This is a genomic window from Kocuria marina (assembly GCF_000786655.1).
Taxonomy (GTDB): domain Bacteria; phylum Actinomycetota; class Actinomycetes; order Actinomycetales; family Micrococcaceae; genus Kocuria; species Kocuria marina_A.
The window spans coordinates 194,394-216,160 of record NZ_JROM01000021.1 but is presented as its reverse complement, the minus strand read 5'-3'; the positions used below and the strand labels follow the sequence as shown (position 1 = coordinate 216,160).

Here is a 21,767-nt window from a genome sequence, read left to right as displayed (position 1 = left end):
CCAACTGTACCGAGTGCGCGGGTCCGGGGCGCCGGGTCAGGGCACCGAGCACGTCCCGTTCGGCGACAACTGCTCCTGCGCCGGTACCTTGAGCGCGGCGGGCACGACCACGGCCGTCCCGACGCCCGCACCGCCGCCCAGCGCGGACACCCCGCCCGCTCGCGCCGCACCCTGGGAACCCGCGGTGCCGGGCGTGTCGGCGGACGACGCCGCTGCGTCGCCGCTCGCGCCCCCGGCGGCCTGGGCGTCGTCGCCGTTCGCGTTCGCCAGGACCCGGGCGAGATCGGACTGGAACCGCGCGTAGTCCGGGTAGGTGGGGAAGGACTGGTCGTAGTAGGGCGGCCCGGCGGCGTAGGCCTCGAGCGGGTGGTTCTGCGCCTTGGTGGCCACGGAGACCATGGACCCGATCGAGGAGCGCGGGATGTCCGTCTCGAGGATCTGCTGACCCGAGCTCGCGAGCTCGTCGAACTTGGTGGCCACCGTGACCGGGTTGAGCTGGGCGAGCATCGCGGCCTGGACGCAGCGCTGCCGGGCCTGCCGGTCGTAGTCCGTGGCGCCCTCGCGCGAGCGGGCGTACCACAGGGCGTGGTAGCCGTCCATGTGCTGGGTCCCGGGCTCGATCCACCCCAGGATGGGGTTCTTCAGCCCCGTGTCCAAGTTGGTGCCGCCGCCGATCGGCACACGGCCACCCACGTTGATGTCGATCCCGCCCAGGGCGTCCACGAGGGATGCGAAGCCGTCCATGTCGATCAACGCGTATGCCTGGATCTTCAGACCCGTGACCCCCTCGGCGGCCTCCTTGGTGGCCTGGGCCCCGGGATCCGCGACGTCCGGGTAGAGGTTCTTGTGGTTCTGCATCACGTCCGTGTAGATCGCGTTCATGATGCACTCGTCACCGCAGTTGAACCCCTCGGGGTAGACCGAGTTCATGGGGGAGTCGGCCGGGAACGGGACGTTCTGCAGGTTGCGGGGCAGGGAGATCGTGACCGTCTGCCCCGAGGACGCGTCGATGCTGAGCACCGTCATGGAGTCCGGGCGGCGGCCCTCGCGGTCGTCACCGGCGTCACCGCCCATGAGCAGGATGTTGTAGCGCCCGTCCGCCGGGGCGAACGGCATGCCCCCGCCGAAGATGTCTGAGACCGCGTTGCGGGCCACGGACACCAGGTGCGCCGCGTAGCCGAGTCCCCCTCCGGTCACGAGCATCGCCAGAACGGTCACGAGCACCACGGCCCGGCGCATACCGTCCCCGAGCAGTCCGGGTCGGATCAGACGCAGCGTGTCGAACCACAACAGCACCCACCCGATCGCGAGCGCCACGAGGCCGTACATGAGCATCGCCGAGGTCACCGTGTTGGTCAGCGACCAGATCAGCGCGCTGCGCCACACGACCCACAACAACAGGGTGGCGAGCACGAGCGCCCACACCACGGCGGTCACGCGCACGGCGATCCGCCCCAGGCCGCGCCGACCCGCGACGAGTTGCGCGGAACCGGGCACGAGCAGCGTGGCACCCAGCAGCCACCAGGCCCGCTTGGTGCGGGTGGCGGGTGCAGCGAACCGGGGACTCCTGAGGGGATCCCCCACGCGGGACCGCGATCGTCGCGGCCCGTCGTCCGGGTGACGCTCGGCCGTGGCGCCCGCGGGCGGCTCGTCCGATGCGGTGTGGGAGCCCGACGCCACGCTCTCGTAGGCCTTGGTGGCCGTGGGATGGGGGGCGGCGTCGTCGGGCCGGTCGCTGGATCCGTTCACGTGCAACTCCGTGCTGAAGGGGAAGTCGGTGTTGCGACGGGCCATGGGTGCGGGCCCGCCGGGTCGGGATCCACCAGAGGAGAACGGATCCCGACCCGATCATTGTGCCTTGTCCGCCTGGGTCCGGGCCGACAATGCACCCCGAAGGGGGTGGCGCTCAGTCCTGGGAGGCGGTTCCGCGGCTCACGGCGTCGCGCAGCGCGGAACCCTTACGATGCGCCGCCTCCGAGAGCTCCTGGGCGAAGTCCCGCAGCCGCCCCCGCAGGTCCTGACCGGACGCGCCCGGCGCCGATCCCAGCACCCGGGCGGCCAGCAGACCGGCATTGCGTGCGCCGTTGATCGACACGGTGGCCACGGGAACCCCCGCGGGCATCTGCACGATGGACAACAGGGAATCCATCCCGTCCAGGGTCTTCAACGCCACGGGCACCCCGATCACGGGAAGCGGTGTCACGGACGCGAGCATGCCCGGCAGGTGGGCGGCACCGCCGGCCCCGGCGATGATGACCCGCAGCCCGCGCTCGTGGGCGGTGCGGCCGTACTCGAGCATCTCGGTGGGCATCCGGTGCGCGGAGACCACGTCCGCCTCGTACGGGACACCGAGTTCCTCGAGGGCCTCGGCCGCGGCGCGCATGGTGACCCAGTCCGAGTCCGATCCCATCACGAGACCCACCTGCGGGGGCTCGCTCTGACCGGACGGGACGGCACCCCACGGCTGCTGCTCGGGAGCATCGGTGACGTCGGTGGGGCGCACGCCGCGGTCCTCGCCGTCGCGCAGGATGCTCGCCGCGTGGGTCGCGATCTCCCGCAACCGCTGGATCTCGTGGGCGCCGCCCACCACGTTGACGTGGCCGATCTTGCGCCCCGGGCGCACGGACTTGCCGTAGTTGTGGATCTTGGCGCGCGGTTCCGCGCTCAGTGCCTGGGGGTACGCGGCGAAGAGGTCCTGGTTGTCCCCGCCCAGGTAGTTCTTCATCACGGCCGCCCCGGCCACGACGTCCGTGGCGCCCAGTGGCCAGTCCAGCACGGCGCGCAGGTGCTGCTCGAACTGTCCCGTGACGGATCCGTCCATGCTCCAGTGACCCGAGTTGTGCGGGCGCATGGCGAGCTCGTTGACCGCGAAACCCGCGTCCGTCCCGGGGGTCTCGAACAGCTCCACGGCCATCACCCCGGTCACGCCCAGTTCCTCGGCCAGTCGGACCGCGGCGGCCTGCGCGGCGCGGGCCACCGCGGGATCCAGGCCGGGGGCGGGGGCGATGACCTCGTCGCACACCCCGGCCACCTGGATGGACTCCACCACGGGCCACGCCACGGTCTGCCCCGAGGGCCGGCGCGCGACCATTGCGGACAGTTCCCGCGAGAACGCGACCGCTTCCTCGGCGAGCAACCCGGCGCCGTCGTCCTGGCCGTTCGCGCGGTCGAACCACTCGGCGGCGGTGCCGCTGCCGGCGTCGTGCGGGCCGTCCACCTTGAGCACGCCCTTGCCGTCGTACCCGCCGCGCGGCGTCTTGAGGATCACGGGCCAACCCACGCGCTCGCCGAACGCCACGAGTTCCTGCGATGAATGGACTTCCTGCCACTGCGGATTGGGCAGGCCCAGCTCGGCGACGGCGCGGCGCATCACGAGCTTGTCCTGCGCGTGCACCAGGGCGGACGGCCCCGGGCGCACCGCCACACCCTGCGCCTCGAGCGCTCGCAAGTGGTCGGTGGGAACGTGTTCGTGGTCGAACGTGAGCACGTCCACGTCCGCGGCGAAACGCTGCAGGGTCGCGAGGTCCGTGTAGTCACCCGTGGGTGCCGTGCGCACCGCGGCCACGGCACTGACCTCCGGGCCCTCGGCCAACACGCGCAGTTCCACGCCGAGAGCGACGGCGGCGGGGGCCATCATGCGGGCCAATTGCCCGCCGCCCACCACACCAATGACAGGACCGGTAATGGGAGAATTCACGGTTTCAGGCTAGCGCCACAGCGGACGTTCAGCCATTTCGGAGTACGATGCACTCAATCATCCTGCGGACGCCACATCATCCGTGTCGTGGCGGGTCGCGGATCGGCGGCGGGCCACGCCGGTGCGGCCACCCATCCCTCTTCCCCGAGCGTCAGATTGAGATCGAATCTTGAACAAAATGATTGATCGCGCACACGCGCTGTGGAATCTGTTCGTCAAAGAACTCGCGAAGTTCGGGGTGGTGGGAGCGGCCGCGTTCGGGATCAATGCGGGCCTGGTCTGGGTGCTCATGCACACGGAGTACTTCGCGGAGAGCCACATCAAGGCCAAGGTGGTCGCCACGGTCGTGGCCATCATCTTCTCGTGGATCGCCAACCGGTTGTGGACCTTCCGGGACAAGCGCCAGGAGGACAAGCGCAAGGAACTCGTGCAGTTCCTGGTGGCCAACGGCATCGGCATGGGGATCGAACTCGGGTGCCTCGGGGTCAGCTACTACGTCCTGGGTCTGACCTCCGCGACCGCGTCCTTCATCTCCGGCACGATCATCGGCACCATCCTGGGCACGATCTTCCGGTACTTCGCCTACCGCTTCTGGGTGTTCAGCACCAAGCTGGACCAGGACCCCGACTTCGCGGACAGCCCGGACCAGGAACTCGCGTTCATCACCGGGCAGATCCCCGTGATCCCGCAGCGCGAGGACAAGGCGCCCCGGCACGAGGACCCGGCATCCCACCATGGGAACCCGGCACCGCGGCCCGAGGACACGGTGGCGGACACCGTGCCCGAGGAGGACGTGCGCCGCGCGTCCTGATCAGCCGCGGGTCGCGCGCTCCTGGTCCAGGACGTCGTCCGTGGCGTCCTCGGAACGCGCGGTCAACAGCACCGCCCCGCCGGCGGTGATGATCCCCAGGGTCCGCAGGGACGCGTCCTCGGTCCACCCCTCGGTGAGCGGCAGGTACACGGTGCCCTGGTCGGTCCCGGCGCGTTCCAGCGCCCGCGGCAGCACGTCCGCGTGGGTCAGCCCGGACGGTAGGGCCGCACTGCCCGGTTCCGGGTTCTCGAAACCCCCGTACACGTCCGGTTGCGCCCGGACCTCGTCGCAGAAGTCCACCGCGCCCTCGGGCAGGGGACCGGAGCACTCGAAGGCCAGCGCGGGTTCGGCGACGACCAGCAGGGTCTGCGCCGCGGCGTCGTCGTCCGGGTGGGACTCGGGGTACGCGTGGACCACCGAATCCGGTTCGGGGTGACGCGTGAAGTCCACGCGCGCACCCGCGCGTAACGCCGCGAACGTGAGCACCGTGAGGCGCCAGTGGGGCACGGGGGAGACCGTGAGGACGTCGGAGGCGCTGACGTCGAGTTCGTCCACGAGCAGCCCCGCGGCCTTCTCGACCCAGTTCACGAGGACCCGCCCGGACAGCTCGACCCGTTCGGCGCCGTCGCGCCAGATCAGAGCGGGGGTGGGGCGCTCGGCCACGGTCTGCAGGGCCTGGGCCAGGTCTGTCGGTGTGCGTCCCACGAGGAAACTCCTTAGGGTATGTGACGGAACCACGGGTTCCCGGACGGCGCGCCGGTGGACCCGGGAAGCCCAGGATACTCGGCTTGACTCAGTAGGACTTACACGCGTGTAATTAGGGGGTCCACCTGGAAATCGACGGTGTACGCCCCTACGTGGCGCACTCGTTTTCGGCCGGGACAACCGGGCTGGTTGAGGGCATTTGAACAGCGAACGCGTGGGACGGAAGGACTGACATGGGAGAGGCCGCACGCCGCCAGATCGATGCTCGGGAGGACTCCGACCCCGGGACGACCGGGGGCGCAGCTCCCGTGGACTGGTTCGTGGACCCCGTGGATCAAGCCCGGGGGGACTCGGGTGTCACCACACTGGACGATCTCGCCACGGCCTTCCTGGCCGCCCACCCCGAGGTCGCCGGGGACGTGCTCCTGCGGTCCGACCGCAAGAAGCCGCGTGAGCCGCAACCCCCCGTGAGCACCCCCCAGGATCTGAGCACCACTGAGGTCCACGACGTCCAGAGCGTGGACGCCTCCGTGTGGCAGGCCGTGGCCGGGCTGTACTCCGTGAGCGAGGGCGACGCCGAGGGTGAGCTCGCGTGGCAGACGGACGCCCTGTGCGCCCAGACCGACCCCGAGGCCTTCTTCCCCGAGAAGGGCGGGTCCACCCGGGACGCCAAGCGCGTGTGCGAGGCGTGCCCCGTGAGCGGCAAGTGCCTGGACTACGCCATGGCCAACGACGAGAAGTTCGGGATCTGGGGTGGCCTGTCCGAGCGCGAGCGGCGCAGGCTGCGCCGCCGGGGACGCTGAACCCCGTGGTGGCTCCCGAGACCCCGCGGCGCACGTGTTCCAAGCAGACGTGCAACCGTGACGCGGTGTGCACCCTGACCTACGTCTACTCCGATTCCACCGCGGTGATCGGCGCCCTGTCCGCGCGGCGGGAACCGCACGCGTACGACCTGTGCCCCGTGCACGCCGACTCCCTCACGGCACCCAAGGGGTGGCGCGTGGTGCGCCTCGAGTCCCCGGACGGGTGGAACCACGACGACCTCGACGCCGTCGTGGAAGCCGTCCGGCCCGATGAGGACCCCGCCCCCCGGCGTACCGCGCGCGGTACGTCCCTGGGCGCTGTACGTCCGCCCGGTGCTCCCCGGCCCTCGGGGACGCCCCGCTCGGGCGGTCCCGTGTTGCGCGACGTCTCCTATCGGGGCCGCGATGCCGACACGCAGGCCGGCGGTGCTGCCGATTCCACAACTGCTGGCGGCCCCACGGGGACCGTCGGTCCCACCGGCGCTGCGGGCCCCGAAAGCTCTGCCCGCAGCGCGGCCGGCACCGAGGGTCCCGCGGGTTCCGTGAAGCCGAACGGCGCGCGTGCGGCGCGTCATGTTCCGATGGGTCCCTCCGGGGCGAACACCGGCTATTCTGTAACGACGCGCTCAATTGCAAACGCAAACGCCCAGGTGGGGCAGCGCACGCGTTCCGTCCCGCTCCCCGCAGCCCTGCGCACCCCGCACTGGCGGCGGCCGTAACCCGGTTGCCCCGTCCGGGCGGGTTGCGACACCGTGGATCCCACGGCCGCCGTTCTCCCCCCGATGTGAGGTGCCCATGAAGTCTCCCTCCCGCCACCGTAATCCGCTGTCCGGGACGCCGCGCGACACCGTGCGTGCCGCCGGGGCGAGCGCGCGGCGTCGTCGTCCGGTCATTGCGTGCCTCGCCCTCGCGGGCCTGTTGGGTCTGAGCGCGTGCGCCGCGGGGAACGACGCCGCTCCGGCCGCGCCGTCGTCCGCCGCGTCCTCCTCCGCCGACGCCGCTGCGTCGAGTTCGGCGCCGAGCACGCCGTCGGGCACGGTGCGGGTCGAGGTGAGCCCGGGCGCCGACGCGAGCATGGTCAACCCCGTGGACCCCGTGGTCGTCACCGCGGACGGCGGCGAACTCACGGACGTGACCGTGAGCGCCGCGAGCTCGGGGGAGCGGATCGAGGGCGAACTCGCCGAGGGCGGGCACGAGTGGCGCTCGAACGCACCCCTCGCGTTCGACGAGACCTACACCGTGGACTACACCGCGCGCGCCGGGGACCGGGACAGCACGGGGCAGTCCGTGTTCAGCACGGTGGACGCCGCCCACGAGGCGGACGTGGCCCTCAACGTCAAGGACGGGCAGACCTACGGCGTGTGGCAGGTCGTGGAGTTCAACTTCTCCGAACCCGTGGTGAACAAGGACGAGGTCGAGAAGGCCGTGACCGTGGACGGGGCGCACCGCGACGGCGCGTTCCGGTGGTACTCGGACCGTAAACTGCGCTTCCGCCCGGAGCAACCGTGGGACCCGAACGCCAAGGTCACGGTCACCGCGAACATCCTGGGCAAGGACCTGGGCAACGGGATGATCGGCAACGGCAACAAGACCGTGTCGTTCAGCACAGGTGCCGAGCAGCGGGCGTTCGTGGACAACAACACCAAGACCCTCGTGGCCTACGTGAACGGCAAGGAGACCGGTCGCTGGCCCGTGACCCTGGGCAATCCGGACTGGCCGTCCACCACGGGCAAGAAGGTCATCATCGAGCAAGCGGCCTCCTACGCGTTCAAGGCGTCGTCGTTGAACCTCAAGCCCGGTGACCCCCACTACTACCCGCCGTTCGACGCGTCCAACGTGTCCCGGCTGACGTGGAGCGGCGAGTTCATCCACCAGGCGCTGCCGTCCGCGATGCCCGTGCTGGGCGTGGCCAACGTGTCCCACGGGTGCGTGGGGATGCCGCCCGAGGGCGCGGCCTACATTTTTGAGACCTTCCGCCCAGGTGACATGGTGGAGGTGGTCAACACCGACTACCCCCAGGCCGATCCCGACGACGGCTACGGGGACTGGAACATCCCGTTCGAGCACTACTCGGACGAGGACTGGCACGGAAACTGGTGATACAGCCCGGTGAGCACATCCATCGCACGCGCCCCCTGGTCCCGCCCCACCGCGGTGCAGCGCATCCTCCAGGGATTCCTGGCGCTCGCGCTGCCCTTCCTGCTCGTGGCGCTGGGGGTGCGACTCGTGGCCACCCCGCTGTTCCTGTGGCTCGAGTACCACCGCCCCGGCTTCCCCGCTGACCACTGGGGGATGAGCACCGAGGAACGGATGACGTTCAGTTCCTACGGGATGGACTACATCATGAACCTGGCCCCGCCCGAGTACCTGGGCGGCCTGGTGAACAGCGAGGGTGGCATGGCGTTCACCCCTGCGGAGGTCTCCCACATGCGGGACGTCCAGCACGTGATGCACTGGGGGCTGCTGATCGCGTTCGTCCTGCTCGTGCTGAGCGTCCTGGCCGCCTGGTACCTGCACCGGGCGGCCCCGGGGACCGCGTCCTCCGCGTGGTTCGCGGGCTCGTGGCTCACCGTGATCCTGCTGCTGCTCACGGCCGTGTTCGCGGTGGTGGGGTGGCAGAGCTTCTTCGCGGCGTTCCACTCGTTGTTCTTCAGCTCCGGGACGTGGACCTTCAGCATCTCGGACACCCTGATCCGGCTCTATCCCACCCAGTTCTGGATCGACGCCGCGATCGCCGTGGCGCTCGTGACGCTCATCGGGGCGTTCGTGGTCATGCTCGCCACGACCCGCCGGATGCGGGGCGGCACGCTCCGTCAGATCCACGAGGTGAACCACATCCGCCAGCGCCAGTGCTCATAGGGGATGGTCTGCGCGGTCCACACGGGCCAGAAGAACACGGCCAGCGCCACCACGAGCAGCAGGAACACCAGGCTCACCCTGCGCCAGCGCCGCGCCCACACCGGTGAGATCACGTGCTCGTGCACCGTGGCGGACGGCGTGCCCGCGGTGGCACCCAGGCGGGGGACCGCGAGCTTGCCCGTGAGCACCCCGATCGCCCCTGTGATCAGCAGGACCATGGCGGGGAAGTAGGACAGCGCGTAGAAGAAGAACATCGTGCGTTCCGGGTAGAGGAACCACGGCAGATAACCGGCCGCGTACACGCCCACGAGGGCACCGAAGCGCCAGTCACGGCGCACCGCCCACAACCACAGTCCCAGCAGTACCGCCAGGATCCCCACCCACCACACGGCGGGGTTGCCCAGGTTGAGGATGGCCTGGCTGCACGAGTCCACCGTGCAGCCGTCCACGCCTTGCCCGGGGGATTCGTAGAAGTAGGACGTGGGGCGGGCCATGACCGGCCACGTGGCCGGACCGGCCATGTACGTGTGGTGCGAGGACAGCCCCGCGTGGAACGAATACGCCGCCACGTGGTACTCCCACAGGGACCGCAGGGCGGGCGGGAGCCACTGCGGGCCGTCACCCGGGTTCAGCTCGGCCCAGTTGCGGTTGTAGCCCGTGTTCGTGGTGAGCCACCCGGTCCACGTGATCACGTACACCACCGCGCCCACGCCGATCATGCTCAGGAATCCCCACGGGCCGTCCTTGAGCACCGCACCGGCGAACCAGTGCTTGACCCCGGCGATCCGCCGCGCGTTCAGGTCCCACAGCACCGCCAGGATCCCGAGCGCGGCGATGCTGAACAGCGCGTTCCACTTCACGGCCGCGGCCGCACCGCACGCCACGCCCGCGGCGATCCGCCACCACCGCACGCCCAACCACGGGCCCAGGACGCCGCCGGGGCCGCGGGCGAGCAGGCGGCGTCGTCCGTCGTCGTGGTCCAACAGGACGAAGACGAACGCGAGCAACAGGAAGAACATGAGGAAGACGTCCAGCAGGGCCAGGCGGGACTCCACGAGGTGCAGCCCGTCCAGGGAGGTCAGCACACCGGCGACCGTGGCCAGGGTGACCGAGCGGAACAGCAACCACCCCGCGCACCAGATCACCGCGATGGACGCCGTGCCGAACAGGGCCGCGGAGAAGCGCCACCCGAACGGGTCGTCCGCGCCGAACAACCACAGCCCGATCGCGATGAGCCACTTGCCCAGGGGCGGGTGCACCACGAAAGAGGGGTGACCCTGTGTGTCCGGGATGTTCCCGGAGACGAAACCCTCGTCCGCGCCCTCGGGCCACTGCTGCTCCGTGCCGTGGAGCAACAGCGAGTAGGCGTCCTTGAGGTAGTACGTCTCGTCGAAGACCACGGCGTGCGGCCACGACAGGTGCACGAAGCGCAGCACCCCGCCCAGCAGGGTCACGAGCGCGAGGGGGACCCACCAGTACCGGGGCAACCGGGTGACCGCGGGGAGCAGGCGGTCGCGCACGGAGGGGGTCACGGGTGCGGTCGAGGCGGGGCCGGCGGGGGAGAAGACAGTCGAGGGCACGGATCCCATCGTAGGGTGCACCCCTGGACATTCAGCCCGGTCACGGTGGCGTCACCGCGTTCGACCCGTGGTCCTTCGTAGAGTGGACGGGTGAGTTCACAGACATCGACGTCCACGCCCGGCCCCGAGGACCACCACCCCGGTGCCGTGGTGGTCGTGGGCACCCCCATCGGCAACCTCTCGGACGCGTCCCAACGGCTCAAGGACGTCCTGCACACCGCGGACGTGCTGGCCGTGGAGGACACCCGCACCCTGCACCGCCTGGCCTCCGGGCTCGGCGTGACCGTGACCGGGCGGGTGGTCACCCACCACGAACACAACGAGAACGCGCGCACCGGCGAACTGCTGGACGAGGTGCGCAACGGTCGGACCGTGGCCGTGCTCTCCGACGCGGGCATGCCCACGGTCTCCGACCCCGGGTTCCCGCTCGTGCGCGCCGCGGCCGAGGCGGACCTGCCCGTGAGCGTGCTCCCCGGGCCCTCGGCGGTCCTCGCGGCGCTCGCGGTCTCCGGGCTGCCCACCGACCGGTTCGCGTTCGAGGGCTTCCTGCCGCGTAAGACGGGCGAGCGTGCGGCTCACCTGGCGACCCTGCGGGACGAACCCCGCACCATGGTCTTCTACGAATCCCCGCACCGTCTCGCGGAGATGCTCACCGCGCTGCGGGACGCCCTGGGCGCGGACCGGCGGGCGGCGGTGTGCCGTGAGCTGACCAAGCTGCATGAAGAGGTGCTGCGCGACGACCTCGCGGGTCTGGTCGAGTGGGCCGCGAACAACCAGGTGCGCGGGGAGATCGTGGTGGTCGTGCACGGTGCCCCACCGGCCGTGGCCCCCGAGCCCGAGGACCTCGTGTCGGAGGTCGAGCACCTCGTGGCCACGAGCGACGTCAAGCTCAAGGCCGCCGCCCGGGAAGTCGCCACGGCGCACGGGGTGAGCACGCGCAAGCTCTACGACGCCGTGATCACCGCGCGCGGTCAGAACTGACCCGACCCGCGGTAACGGCGCGCGGATATGCGGGACGCCCGTCTGGCCGACGAGTGCCCCGTGGGCCGGACTTGTAGGGCTTCATGCATTGACGACGGCGCGGCCCCGGCCACCGCGCGGGCGGGACGGACCCGCCCGCGCGGCGTCGTCGTCACCCGCGCGGTCCGCTCCACAGCGACGCCGGCCACCAGTCGGCGCGCAGCCGCCCGCCGCGCGAGGCCCGCTTCCGGAACTCGTCCCGGACCAGCGTGAGGTCCTCCGGTGTGGTCCGCGGGGTCCAGCGGGAGTCCGGGGCGCCGTAGCTCGCGGATTCCACGTCCGCGACCACGTGATCCACGGCGGTCTGCGCACCCGGTAGGCCCGCCGCCAATCGGCGCGCCCGCACGCGGGGCGTGTCGGACGCGGGGGAGGTGACGCCGTGGTCCTCCGCGAGCCCGCGGAATTCCTCCCACGCGGCGTTGGCCCGGCGCTGCGGGGTCAGGGACGCGTCCTGCAGTGCCGCGAGCCGCGCCCGACGACGCCGCCCGCGCACCACCCGCGGCGCCGCCGCGAGGGCCAGCAGCGCGAGCAGACCGAGCACCCCGGTCACGAGCCACCACGGCACCGCAGCGGTGGCCGGCGTCGCCTCGTCCTGGGGGGATTGATCCTGCGTGGGTTCGTCCCCCGGTTGTTCGGTGGGCTGCTCGGTCGGTTGATCCGAGGGCTGTTCTGTCGGTTGTTCGGAGGGTTGCTCGCTGGGCGGCTGCTCGGGCTCGTCGCTCGGCGCCGCGGTCTCCTCCGGGGTCTGCGAACCCTCCCCACCCTGGTCCTGGGCCGAGTCCGGCGCGTAATCGGGGGTGCTGGGCACCCCGGGGGTGGGCTCGAAACGGACCCATCCCACGCCCTGGAAGTACAGCTCAGGCCACGCGTGGGAATCGCCCGTGCTCACGGGGAAGGAACGGCCGCCGTCCGGGTCCTCGACCGGGGCGGTGGGCAGGTAGCCCACGGCCACCCGCGCGGGGATGCCCACTTCCCGGGCCATGAGCGCCATGGCCGGGGCGAAATGCCCCGAGTACCCCGTGCGGTTGCGCATGAACTCGTCGAGCGATCCCATCCCGCCGGCGTCGTAGCCCTGGGCCAGCGGCGCGGTCACGTCGTAACGGAAGTCGTCGCGCAGGTGGTTCTGGATCGCGAGGGCGCGGTCGTAGTCCGTGTCCGCACCCTCGGTGAACGTGCGCGCGGCGTCCGCGACCGATTGCGGGCGGTTCGCGGGCAGCCGCAGGTAGTCGCCGAGCTGCGGGTCCGACGCCGCCGACGGTGCCGTCCGCAGTGCCTCCGGGGTGGCTCGCGGCAGCGCGGACGTGACCGTGTACTCGGCCCCGGACATCCCCGTGGACTCGCTGAAGATAGACAGGTCGCGGGGATTCCACGCCCACCCCTCGTCACCGAGAGCACTCACGGCCACCGGGGCGTAGGGTGCGGGCAGCCAGTGCTCGGAGAAGTCGTCGAACATGACCTTGGCCGAGACCTCGGTGCCGCGGGGGACCGGATTGCGAGCGGCGTCAGCCAGACCCGAGAGATCGCCGTCCAGGTTCTCGACGTCCGGGAACCACTCGTCCTGGTCGAAGTCGGACAGGGTGAGCAACCGCATGTATTGGGGCTGGTCGTCCGAGGTCGTGTAGGAGAACCGCCGGGTGTGTTCGTCCGAGCGCAGGTCCTGACCCACCGCGCGCAGCGGGCCCACACCGGAGGCGCGCTCCGCGGTGAACGAGCTGCCCTGTGGGAAGGCCCCGTTGAAGAAGCCGGGCATGACCGCGGGGACGAAGAGCACCACCGCGAGCACACCCGCGATGACGAGCAAGGCCCGGGGAAATCCCCCCGGGGTCGGGGCGATGCGCTGGGCGCGCGTGGCACCCCAGAACCGTGAGCCGGCCAGCAGCGCCAGGGCGGCGAGCGCGGCCGCGGCCAGACCGAGGGCAGTGACGCTGCCCGGAAGTGTCAGCGCGGGGACCACGAGCAGCGCCAGGATCCCCAAGCACGCGAGTCCGGCCATGCGCAGGCCCACGAGCACGGTTTCCATGAAGACGGTCACCAGCCCCACCAGGGTGCACAGCACGAAGGCCAGCCCGGGGTTCGGGCCGTAGGGAGCGGCGTCGCGGGAGATGAAGTCGCCGGAGGAACGCCACAGTTCACCGGCCGCACTGAAGGTCTCCCCGGTGGGGATAAAGCCCAGCATGGCGTGGGACGGCAGGTGCACCACGGTCAACGCGAGCAACAGGGCGGCCAGGCCCAGGACCGTGACGAGCGGTGAGGGCACGCGCAACCAGCGGGCCGCGCCTGTGACCACGAGCACCGTGAGCACGGTGGCCGCCACGGAGGGCAGCCACCACAGGCCGTTCAGGGCACCGGCCATGCCCACGCAGCCCAGGGCGATCGCGGCGAGCAACAACAGGCTCAGTTCCACCACGCGGGGACGAGGTGGACGCGCTCCTGGGATGTCCTGACCGTGCGGAGTGCGGGGGTGGCCGGCGGAGCTCCGGCCGTCCGGAGCGGCCCGGTGGCCGGTGGCGTCGGGGGTCACCGAGCGGCCCTGAGCCGTGGGCGCCGCGGTGGCGCTCGCACCCGCGGCGGGGGTCCCCGCGGAGGTGGCTCCGTGGTCCGCGCGGGGCGTGGGATCGGGGGCGCTCATGCGGTGGCCCTCCCTCGGGCGTGGCCCATCATTTCGTCCATGCGCAGCTGTCGGGCACCGGGGTCGGGCGGTGGCGGGGTCAGCAGGGTGGCGCCGCGGATGGTCGCGAGCCACGCGGCGTCCACGTCCGTCCAGCGCGTCACGAGCACCACGGACCACCCCGCGGACTCGAACACCGCGGCGCTGTCGGGGCGGTGCGCGGGGGCATCGATCACCATGATGACGGAACACACCGTGCTTGCCGCCGCTGCCGTGACGTAGCGCCGCGCGGCCGCGGGGGAGAGTCGGCCCGTGAGCAGCAACAGCGGGTGGGAGAGCCCCTCCCGTTCGAGGCGGGCGGTCAGGGGATCGATCGACGCCTCGGGCTCGGGCCGGCTCACGAGGGCCGCTCGGGAGAGGCCGTGGACCACTTCGGTCGCGGTGTCGTCGGTGACGTCGGTGTCCCGCAGCTCGGCCACCGGTGCCTCGCCGCGGGGCAGCGCGCGGCCCTGGTCGTCGAGCGCGTGCACCACGGTCTCGCGGCGCGTGAGGTGCTCGATCACGGACGCCGCCGCGCGCACCGCCCACTCGAATTCCTCGGTGGATTCGAGCACACCGGCCCACACGCGCGCGCCCGGCCAATGTTCGGCCGCGGAGTCCAGGACCACGACGGCGCTGCGCGTGCTGCGCGGGTCCTCCTGACGCACCATGAGCTGGCCGTGCTTGGCGGACGCCGCCCAGTGCACCCGGCGCATGGGGTCACCGTGGCGGTACTCGCGGGTCATCACGTTGTCCGGTCCCGGTTGCGGTTGGGCCCTCCGGGACGGGTCGTTGCCGGATTCGCGGGCCATGGTGGCCCCGTGCTCGGTGAGGTCCTCGGGTTCCGGGGCCACGTACAGCGACGTCCGCTCGGCCACGTCCAGCAGTTCCGTGACCACGCCGAACGGGTCGCCCACGCGCACCGTGGCCGGGCCCAGTTCGTGGATCCCCCGACGCCGCGGGCGCACCGTGTACGTGACCGGCGCCCCGGACACGGGCACCGAGACGTCCTGGTCCCGGCCCAGCAGGGGGTCCACGGTCTCGTGCACGTCCACGGCGGCGACGGCGCTCGTACGGCCCGAGCGGAGGGTGCCCTTGCGGTCCGCGTCGGTGGTGTCCGGGCCTGCCCCGTGGCCTAGGTTCGCGGCATCCGCCGGGCCATTGCCCGTGCCGCCCGTCAGGCCGCCTCCCGCAGTGCCCATGTCGTGGGCCGCGGGGTCCGCCGGGTCGTGGGTGGAGCCGGCTCGGCCGTCGGCACCCGAGGTGCGGTTGCGTGCGGAGAAGGCGGAGCGGCGTCGTACGCGCAGGGCCACCTGGGCGGCGTCGCCGAGCGTGACGAGGGGCGGGTCCACCGAACGTTTGAGCAGGACGCGCGGTTTGACGAGCCACATGGCCAGGGAGGACAGCAACGGCACCATGCCCAGGAACAGGGACAGCGCCAGGACGTCCTTGCGGCCGAGCCACGTGGCGGCGGCGAGGCACAGCACGGCGGCCGCCAGGAAACACCACCCGCGCACCGTGAACTTGGCACGTGAGTCCACCCGCGCCTCGGGAGCGGCGGCCTTCATCGGGTCTGGGGGGCGTCTTCGGTGGGGACGCGGACGTCGGAGAGGATCGTGCGCACGATGTCCTGGGCGCTGTCAGCACCCGAGCGGCGTTCGAGCAGCAGACGGTGGGAGAGTACGGCCACCGCGACGTCCTTGACGTCGTCCGGCAGCACGTGGTCGCGTCCGGCCAGGGCGGCCTGCGCGCGGGCGGCTGCTTGCAACTGCAGGGCCGCGCGGGGGCTCGCGCCCAGGCGCAGGTGCGGGTGCGTGCGGGTGGCCTGGCACAGCGCCACCACGTAACGGCGCACCGGGGTGGACACGTGCAGCGCGGCCACGTGGCGTACGAGGTCGCGGGCCTCCTCGATGTCCACGACCGGCCCGAGACCCGTGAGCGGGGAGCCGGCGCCGTGATCGCGCAGCATGGCGACCTCGGCGTCCGCGTCCGGGTAGCCCATGGAGATCCGCGCCATGAACCGGTCCCGCTGGGCCTCCGGGAGGGGGAACGTGCCGTCCATCTCCACGGGGTTCTGGGTGGCCACGACCATGAATGGTTCGGCCAGCCGGTACGTGGTGCCGTCCGCCGTGACCTGGCCCTCCGCCATGGCCTCCAGCAGCGCGGACTGGGTCTTGGCCGAGGCGCGGTTGATCTCGTCCCCGATCACCACGTTCGCGAACACCGGGCCGGGTTTGAACTCGAACTGGTTGCGGGTCTGGTCGTACACCGACACGCCCGTGATGTCCGTGGGGAGCAGGTCCGGGGTGAACTGGATCCGGTTGATCGTCCCACCCACCGCGCCGGCCAGGGTACGGGCCAGCATGGTCTTGCCCACGCCCGGGACGTCCTCGACCAACAAGTGGCCACCGGCCAGCAGGGTCAGCAGGGCCGTGCGGGTCTCGGCGGGTTTGCCGTCGATGACCGAGTTCATGCGGTCAAGGATGGCCTTGGTGCGGGCGGCGAACTGCTCCATATTTCCTCGTCTCACGGGCAGGGGGGGTCCGGGGGTGTTTGTCCCCATGTTCGCAGGTATTGGTCAGGTGCGGGTGCATTGCGAACGGGGTCGGGGCCCCATCCTCGCCGATCGGCGCACGGATGCAGTTGTCCGGGGCCGCGGCGGTCGTGGTCTGGGGGATCGGAACGAGAGCGGCTCGAGAAGGAGCGGTCCGGCGAGGAGGTCGGGAGCGGCGTCGTACGGGTACAGGCGGCTGGGCGCGGGTCCGTGTGACGAGCGTGAGCGGCGTCGTCTTCCAGAACGCCCGGCCCGGGAAGCGGGTGGGGAGCGCGTCACCTATCGTGGAGGGGTGATCGAGACACCCGTATCCGAGTCCGTGTGGGACCACGCAGCGCGACCCGAGCCCGTGGCGGGCCAGACGCCCGAGGCATACACGGTGGACCGTTATGCGGTCGCCGATTCCGGTGACGACGTGCCCAACGGTGAGGGCACGGAGCGCCGCGCGCACACCGACGCCCAGGGACGACGTCGCAACCTCACCTTCCCCGCGCTGCCGGAACCGCTGCCGCACCCCGTGGTGGACAACCACACCCACCTGGACATGCAGGACGGGTTGGTGCGGGTGTCCGTGGTGGATGCGATGGCCACGGCCAGGGACGCCTCCGTGTGCGGGGTGGTGCAGGCCGGGTGCGACGTGGAGTCGTCGCGATTCGCGGTGGCGGCGGCGCAGACGGTTCCGGGGGTGCTGGCGGCGGTGGCGCTGCACCCGAACGAGGCGCCGGCGTTGGCCGGGTCGGGTGTGTCCGGAGACCGTGATGCACCGGCTCCGGCGGGTGACGGCTCGGCGAAGGGTTCCGGAGCGGGGGCCTCCGAGTCCGATGGACCAGAGGGAGTTTCCGCGGCTGGGCGTTTCACGGGGGCACGCGACGCGGGCTCAACGGGCGGGCGCTCGCTGGACGAAGCGCTCGCGGTGATCGACGAATTGGCGGGGCAGCGTAGGGTGCGTTGCGTCGGGGAGACGGGCATGGACCGTGTGCACACCCCGGAGCCGGGTCTGGCGGTGCAGGAGGAATCGTTCCGGGCGCACATCGAGATCGCCAAGCGGCACGGGGTGGCCATGCAGATCCACGACCGTGAGGCCCACGAGGACGTGGTGCGCATCCTCCGTGACGCCGGGGCTCCCGAACGCACTGTGTTCCACTGCTTCTCGGGGGATTCGGAACTCGCGCGGGTGTGCAACGAGAACGGGTGGTACATGTCGTTCGCGGGAACCGTGACATTCAAGAACGCGGCACCGCTCAAGGCAGCGCTGCGGGAAGCGGATCCGGGGCTCGTGCTGTGCGAGACGGATGCGCCGTTCCTCACGCCGCACCCGTTCAGGGGCCGGCCCAATGCGCCGTACATGGTCAACTACACGGTCCGGGGGATGGCGGAGATCCTGGACACGGACCTCGAGGAGCTGTGTCGGCGGATCTGGGAGAACTCGGAGCGGGTGTACGGGCAGTTCTGAATTCGCAGCGGGTGAAGGGGCATTTCTGGGCCGCACACACCCGCCCCGCACCCCATCCGCCGTGCCCATGCGGCCCCGCACCCCACACCCGCATCCGCAATCCGCACCCCGTCTTCTTTCCCCGCGCCCCCACCTCCCCACCCACCTCCCCACCGCGGCAACCGGGCTGCACAACTCGCATGCTGCAATCCGCACCAATTTCGACCAGTTTCACGGCTTTTCGCAGCACAGATGTTCAAGGCCGGAACGGGGTCACTGGGCGAGGGGTGGTTCCCAGCTGGCGCCCCAGCCATGAGAGCCATGCGGCCGCACGGTGGGGATTCCTGAGATCGTCGAACACGAGAATGCGTAGGTTCCACCCGAGGTCACGGAGCACCTCATTGCGGTACATCTCGTCCTTGTAGGCCTGGTGGTTCTGGCTGTGGACCCGTCCGTTGAACTCCACGGCTGTCATGGTCGCGGGCCATGCCAGATCCAGCAGGCTGTCTCCCCGAGGGGTGTGCACCCGGTGGTTCATCACGGGGCTCGGTAATCCGGCTGCCACCACCATCAGACGTGTGAGCGTTTCCATGGGTGAGAACGTGGGGAACAGGGTGGCTCGCATGGCCTTTCGCACCGCCACGACCGCCCGCGATGTGGGAGGTAGTGCTTCCAAAGTGGCGTGGATGCGAGATGCGGTGAGGAAAGGCTGCCCCTGCGGCGTCGTCGACGGTTCGACGGGTTGTACGTGCGGGTCCACGAGCAAGGCATCCAGCGCGGCGGTCAACGCCCACCGGGACATGAAGGGCGCAGCGACGACCAGCGCCTCCACCGGGTGGACGAGCGTGGCGCCCCACGGACCCGCGAACGACTCCATCCCGTAGGACTTGCTCAGCGCGAGGGCAGGGTCACGGGTCTGACAGCGCGCACCGAGCCAGGAAAGGTGAGTGACATCGCGCAACTGCCGGTCCAGGTCACCAGCTCGCGACGGCGCGGGGTGCCGTAGTGCTCGATTGGCCCAGCCGTAGTTCGACCCGATCGGGACGCCCATCACCTGCAGCGCAGTGATTCCGGTCAAACGTACAAGACGGTCGGGCCGGTGCAGGTGACGTTGCAGGAGCACGGCGCGCTGCAGCGAATCGGGTGGTGCGTCGGCCCGGCACCACAGCCCGTGGGCCACACGTTGCATCGAGGGGTCACGGATCAGTTGCTGTGTGCGGCGCTCCCAAGCCTTCGGGGTATTGGTGGTCGGCCGGGGTCCGCGGTATGTGGTGATCGTCTCGTCCATGGCGGCAAGCTACGAACCAGAGGGGCCGACAATCACCGCCGCAGGTGAAATGGGGAGGGCGCACGGAACTCGTCTTCGCCCGTAATTACATTCCTGCTGCGAAAAGACGCGGAAATCCCAGAATCCTGTGCGTTATGCAGCACGCGTGTTGTGCAGTGGGATTGTCGCGGGGCCCAACGAGGGTGGGAGGGAAGGTTCGGGCATGGGGGAGTGAGCGGGGCGGGGGCGCAGGCACAGGTGCGGGTGCGGATCGCGCAGGCACGCCACGTAGGATTGACCGGTGACCGAGCACAGTACCGACGGCCCTCTCCTGGGCCCCGCCGAGATCCGAGAACTCGCCGAGCAAGCGGGGATCCGCCCCACCAAGACGCTCGGTCAGAACTTCGTGATCGACCCCAACACCATCCGCCGGATCGTAGCCGCCGCCCACCTGGGGCAGGACGAACACGTCCTGGAGGTGGGGCCCGGCCTGGGGTCGTTGACGCTGGGGCTGTTGGCGGCGTCGTCGTCGGTCACGGCCGTGGAGATCGACCCGCCCCTCGCGCGGCAGCTGCCCCAGACCGTGGAGCGGTTCTTCCCGGGCGCCGCGGACCGGTTGTCCGTCGTGGAGGCCGACGCCGCCCGCGTGCGTGAGCTGCCCGGTGAACCGACCGCGCTCGTCGCGAACCTGCCCTACAACGTGGCCGTGCCGGTGCTGCTGCACATCCTGGAGACCTTCCCGACGGTGCGCCACGGGCTCGTGATGGTCCAGGACGAGGTCGCGGATCGGTTGGCGGCCGGGCCGGGGTCGCGCGTGTACGGCGTGCCGTCCGTGAAGGCCAACTGGTACGCGCACGTGAGCAAGGCCGGGGTGATCGGCAAGAACGTGTTCTGGCCCGCCCCGAAGATCGCGTCCGGGCTCGTGCGCTTCGAGCGCCGCGAGCCCCCGGTCGCGGAGTCGCTGCGGCGGGACACGTTCGCGGTGGTCGACGCCGCGTTCGCCCAGCGTCGCAAGACCTTACGGGCGGCGCTGAGCGGCTGGGCGGGGTCCGGTGCCCGCGCCGAGGAGATCCTGCGCGCCGCCGGTGTGGACCCCGCCGCGCGCGGGGAGCGGCTCGACGTCGCCGACTTCGCCCGGATCGCGGCCGCCGCCGGGACCGTAAGTTCAAAGGGGACGGAGGAGGTGGCCGGAGCCGACAACCGACCCGGAGAAGTCCCGGGGAACCTCACGACTACACGAACCGCGTCGGCGACTGGGACGGCGCCGGATGAGCCACCCGCGGAAGCCGTCGAGACCGCACCCCGAGACGGGTCCGGAGTGAACGACGCGCCCGCCACCGACCCGGGGGAGCACCCATGAGCCCCACACCGACCCGGGTCAGCGCGAGCGCCCCGGCCAAGACGAACCTCGTGCTGCACGTCGGCAGCCCCACCCCGGACGGCTACCACCCCCTGGAAACGCTCTTCGTGGCCGTGGACCTGCGGGAAACCGTGACGGCCACTGTGAATCCCGCGCTCGCCCGACGAGGTGTGGGGATCGGCATAACCGTCGAGGCCGAGCGCGGTAGCGAGTACGCCCGCATGGTGAGCGAGGGCACTGCCCGCCTCTCCGATGTCCCCCTGGACGAGACGAACCTGGCCGTGAAAGCCGCGCTCGCGGTGTGTGCGGCGCTGGACGTCCCCGTGCCCGGGCTCGAGCTGCATGTCCGCAAGGCCGTGCCGGTCGCCGGCGGCATGGGCGGGGGATCCGCGGACGCCGCCGCCGCGCTCGTGGCGGTCAATGAACTCGTCGCTCACCACGCGGGTGTCGCCCCAATGGACACGGACGAACTCCTCCGACTGGGCGCCGGCCTGGGCGCCGATGTGCCGTTCATGCTCCTGGGAGGCGCCGCGATCGGGCGCGGCACGGGAACCGAGCTGGAAGCGGTGCCCGCGGAGGAAGAGCTGCATTTCGTGTTCGTCCCCCAGGACCAGGGCCTGTCCACGCCGGCCGTGTACCGCCAGTGGGATGTCAACCACGCGGTGACGAACGCGTCGACGAGGAGTGCCCCGCGCACCGGCATCGCCCCCGACCCCGTCCCCACCGCTGTGCTCACCGCCCTGGTCGCCGCGGACCCCGATGCCCTCGCCGCCCGGATCCGCAACGACCTCCAGGGCCCCGCGATCCAGTTGCTGCCCGAACTCGAAGGGCTGCTCAACCACGGAGTGGAACTGGGAGCGCTCGCCGGATGGGTGTCCGGCTCGGGCCCCACGGTGTGCTTCCTGGTGCGCTCGGGGGAAGCCGCCCGCCGCCTCGTGCTCGACTTCGTGCGCGAACACCGCCACGCCCTCGCCGTGGCCGGCCCCGTGCCCGGCGCGCGGGTCGAATCGCGCGAATGAACCCGCCCGCCGG

At 71.1% G+C, this 21,767-nt stretch carries 17 protein-coding genes and 1 pseudogene; 9 read left to right on the top strand and 9 right to left on the bottom strand.

Annotation, left to right across the window (positions count from 1 at the left end):
• Window positions 1-36 precede the first annotated feature (36 nt).
• The 3 genes and pseudogenes from AS25_RS06745 to AS25_RS06740 form a co-directional block, all read right to left on the bottom strand.
• Window positions 37-1,749, bottom strand: coding sequence for an LCP family protein (locus tag AS25_RS06745; RefSeq protein ID WP_035963933.1), 1,713 nt, complete (start codon window positions 1,747-1,749; stop codon window positions 37-39).
• Window positions 1,750-1,906: 157 nt separating this feature from the next.
• The gene (purE, locus tag AS25_RS15485) at window positions 1,907-2,413 is read right to left on the bottom strand and encodes a 5-(carboxyamino)imidazole ribonucleotide mutase (RefSeq protein ID WP_367379153.1); all 507 of its coding nucleotides are present in this window, start codon (window positions 2,411-2,413) and stop codon (window positions 1,907-1,909) included.
• A 102-nt stretch (window positions 2,414-2,515) separates the two neighbouring features.
• Window positions 2,516-3,637 (bottom strand): annotated as a pseudogene (locus AS25_RS06740) (5-(carboxyamino)imidazole ribonucleotide synthase); the annotation flags it as partial.
• Between the two features lie 238 nt (window positions 3,638-3,875).
• Between AS25_RS06740 and AS25_RS06735 the strand changes: the two are divergent.
• Window positions 3,876-4,508 (top strand): GtrA family protein, encoded by a 633-nt coding sequence (locus AS25_RS06735; protein WP_052160777.1) that lies wholly within the window; start codon window positions 3,876-3,878, stop codon window positions 4,506-4,508.
• On the opposite strand, the gene AS25_RS06730 is transcribed toward AS25_RS06735, so the two are convergent.
• A complete protein-coding gene (locus AS25_RS06730) occupies window positions 4,509-5,213 on the bottom strand; it encodes a TIGR03089 family protein (RefSeq protein ID WP_035963668.1) in 705 nt (234 codons plus the stop codon).
• Between the two features lie 233 nt (window positions 5,214-5,446).
• Here AS25_RS06730 and AS25_RS15230 point away from each other — a divergent pair, with 233 nt between their 5' ends.
• The 4 genes from AS25_RS15230 (at window position 5,447) to AS25_RS06710 (ending at window position 8,875) form a co-directional block, all read left to right on the top strand.
• Window positions 5,447-6,016, top strand: coding sequence for a WhiB family transcriptional regulator (locus AS25_RS15230; protein ID WP_052160776.1), 570 nt, complete (start codon window positions 5,447-5,449; stop codon window positions 6,014-6,016).
• Between the two features lie 5 nt (window positions 6,017-6,021).
• Complete coding sequence (locus AS25_RS06720; protein ID WP_052160775.1) at window positions 6,022-6,735, top strand: DUF3499 family protein; 714 nt, start codon at window positions 6,022-6,024, stop codon at window positions 6,733-6,735.
• A gap of 76 nt (window positions 6,736-6,811) precedes the next feature.
• Window positions 6,812-8,116: a L,D-transpeptidase gene (locus AS25_RS06715; RefSeq protein WP_084118053.1), complete on the top strand. Its 1,305-nt coding sequence runs from the start codon at window positions 6,812-6,814 to the stop codon at window positions 8,114-8,116.
• 9 nt (window positions 8,117-8,125) lie between these two features.
• Window positions 8,126-8,875 carry a TIGR01906 family membrane protein gene (locus AS25_RS06710; RefSeq protein ID WP_052160774.1) on the top strand — a complete coding sequence of 250 codons (750 nt, stop codon included), beginning with the start codon at window positions 8,126-8,128 and terminating at the stop codon, window positions 8,873-8,875.
• Here the strand turns inward: AS25_RS06710 and AS25_RS06705 are convergent.
• Window positions 8,830-10,464, bottom strand: coding sequence for a dolichyl-phosphate-mannose--protein mannosyltransferase (locus AS25_RS06705; protein ID WP_035963666.1), 1,635 nt, complete (start codon window positions 10,462-10,464; stop codon window positions 8,830-8,832). The two genes, AS25_RS06710 and AS25_RS06705, sit on opposite strands and share 46 nt — an antisense overlap.
• Window positions 10,465-10,545: 81 nt before the next feature.
• On the opposite strand from AS25_RS06705, the gene rsmI reads away from it, so the two are divergent.
• Window positions 10,546-11,436 (top strand): 16S rRNA (cytidine(1402)-2'-O)-methyltransferase, encoded by an 891-nt coding sequence (gene rsmI, locus AS25_RS06700; protein ID WP_052160773.1) that lies wholly within the window; start codon window positions 10,546-10,548, stop codon window positions 11,434-11,436.
• A gap of 151 nt (window positions 11,437-11,587) precedes the next feature.
• On the opposite strand, the gene AS25_RS06695 is transcribed toward rsmI, so the two are convergent.
• Genes AS25_RS06695 through AS25_RS06685 form a run of 3 tightly spaced genes read right to left on the bottom strand, consistent with a single transcriptional unit; the run spans window position 11,588 to window position 16,637 of the window.
• Window positions 11,588-14,104, bottom strand: coding sequence for a transglutaminaseTgpA domain-containing protein (locus tag AS25_RS06695; RefSeq protein WP_253270501.1), 2,517 nt, complete (start codon window positions 14,102-14,104; stop codon window positions 11,588-11,590).
• A complete protein-coding gene (locus AS25_RS06690) occupies window positions 14,101-15,690 on the bottom strand; it encodes a DUF58 domain-containing protein (protein ID WP_035963662.1) in 1,590 nt (529 codons plus the stop codon). The genes AS25_RS06695 and AS25_RS06690 overlap by 4 nt, the downstream gene beginning before the upstream one ends.
• Window positions 15,687-16,637 (bottom strand): AAA family ATPase, encoded by a 951-nt coding sequence (locus tag AS25_RS06685; protein WP_035963660.1) that lies wholly within the window; start codon window positions 16,635-16,637, stop codon window positions 15,687-15,689. The genes AS25_RS06690 and AS25_RS06685 overlap by 4 nt, the downstream gene beginning before the upstream one ends.
• A gap of 331 nt (window positions 16,638-16,968) precedes the next feature.
• Here AS25_RS06685 and AS25_RS06680 point away from each other — a divergent pair, with 331 nt between their 5' ends.
• Window positions 16,969-18,129: a TatD family hydrolase gene (locus AS25_RS06680; RefSeq protein ID WP_156960919.1), complete on the top strand. Its 1,161-nt coding sequence runs from the start codon at window positions 16,969-16,971 to the stop codon at window positions 18,127-18,129.
• Between the two features lie 235 nt (window positions 18,130-18,364).
• On the opposite strand, the gene AS25_RS06675 is transcribed toward AS25_RS06680, so the two are convergent.
• Complete coding sequence (locus tag AS25_RS06675; RefSeq protein WP_052160772.1) at window positions 18,365-19,396, bottom strand: putative endonuclease domain-containing protein; 1,032 nt, start codon at window positions 19,394-19,396, stop codon at window positions 18,365-18,367.
• Window positions 19,397-19,676: 280 nt separating this feature from the next.
• Between AS25_RS06675 and rsmA the strand changes: the two genes are divergently transcribed.
• Both rsmA and AS25_RS06665 read left to right on the top strand, forming a co-directional pair.
• The gene (gene rsmA / locus AS25_RS06670) at window positions 19,677-20,735 is read left to right on the top strand and encodes a 16S rRNA (adenine(1518)-N(6)/adenine(1519)-N(6))-dimethyltransferase RsmA (RefSeq protein ID WP_052160771.1); all 1,059 of its coding nucleotides are present in this window, start codon (window positions 19,677-19,679) and stop codon (window positions 20,733-20,735) included.
• Complete coding sequence (locus AS25_RS06665; protein ID WP_035963658.1) at window positions 20,732-21,754, top strand: 4-(cytidine 5'-diphospho)-2-C-methyl-D-erythritol kinase; 1,023 nt, start codon at window positions 20,732-20,734, stop codon at window positions 21,752-21,754. The genes rsmA and AS25_RS06665 overlap by 4 nt, the downstream gene beginning before the upstream one ends.
• The last annotated feature ends 13 nt before the right edge of the window (window positions 21,755-21,767 follow it).

Excerpts from the sequence above, each read along its gene's own strand:
- AS25_RS06685 (WP_035963660.1), bottom strand. The coding sequence starts at position 16,637 with ATGGAGCAGTTCGCCGCCCGCACCAAGGCCATCCTTGACCGCATGAAC.
- AS25_RS15230 (WP_052160776.1), top strand. The coding sequence starts at position 5,447 with ATGGGAGAGGCCGCACGCCGCCAGATCGATGCTCGGGAGGACTCCGAC.
- AS25_RS06705 (WP_035963666.1), bottom strand. The coding sequence starts at position 10,464 with ATGGGATCCGTGCCCTCGACTGTCTTCTCCCCCGCCGGCCCCGCCTCG.
- AS25_RS06695 (WP_253270501.1), bottom strand. The coding sequence starts at position 14,104 with ATGAGCGCCCCCGATCCCACGCCCCGCGCGGACCACGGAGCCACCTCC.
- AS25_RS06735 (WP_052160777.1), top strand. The coding sequence starts at position 3,876 with ATGATTGATCGCGCACACGCGCTGTGGAATCTGTTCGTCAAAGAACTC.
- AS25_RS06690 (WP_035963662.1), bottom strand. The coding sequence starts at position 15,690 with ATGAAGGCCGCCGCTCCCGAGGCGCGGGTGGACTCACGTGCCAAGTTC.
- AS25_RS06715 (WP_084118053.1), top strand. The coding sequence starts at position 6,812 with ATGAAGTCTCCCTCCCGCCACCGTAATCCGCTGTCCGGGACGCCGCGC.
- AS25_RS06665 (WP_035963658.1), top strand. The coding sequence starts at position 20,732 with ATGAGCCCCACACCGACCCGGGTCAGCGCGAGCGCCCCGGCCAAGACG.
- AS25_RS06675 (WP_052160772.1), bottom strand. The coding sequence starts at position 19,396 with ATGGACGAGACGATCACCACATACCGCGGACCCCGGCCGACCACCAAT.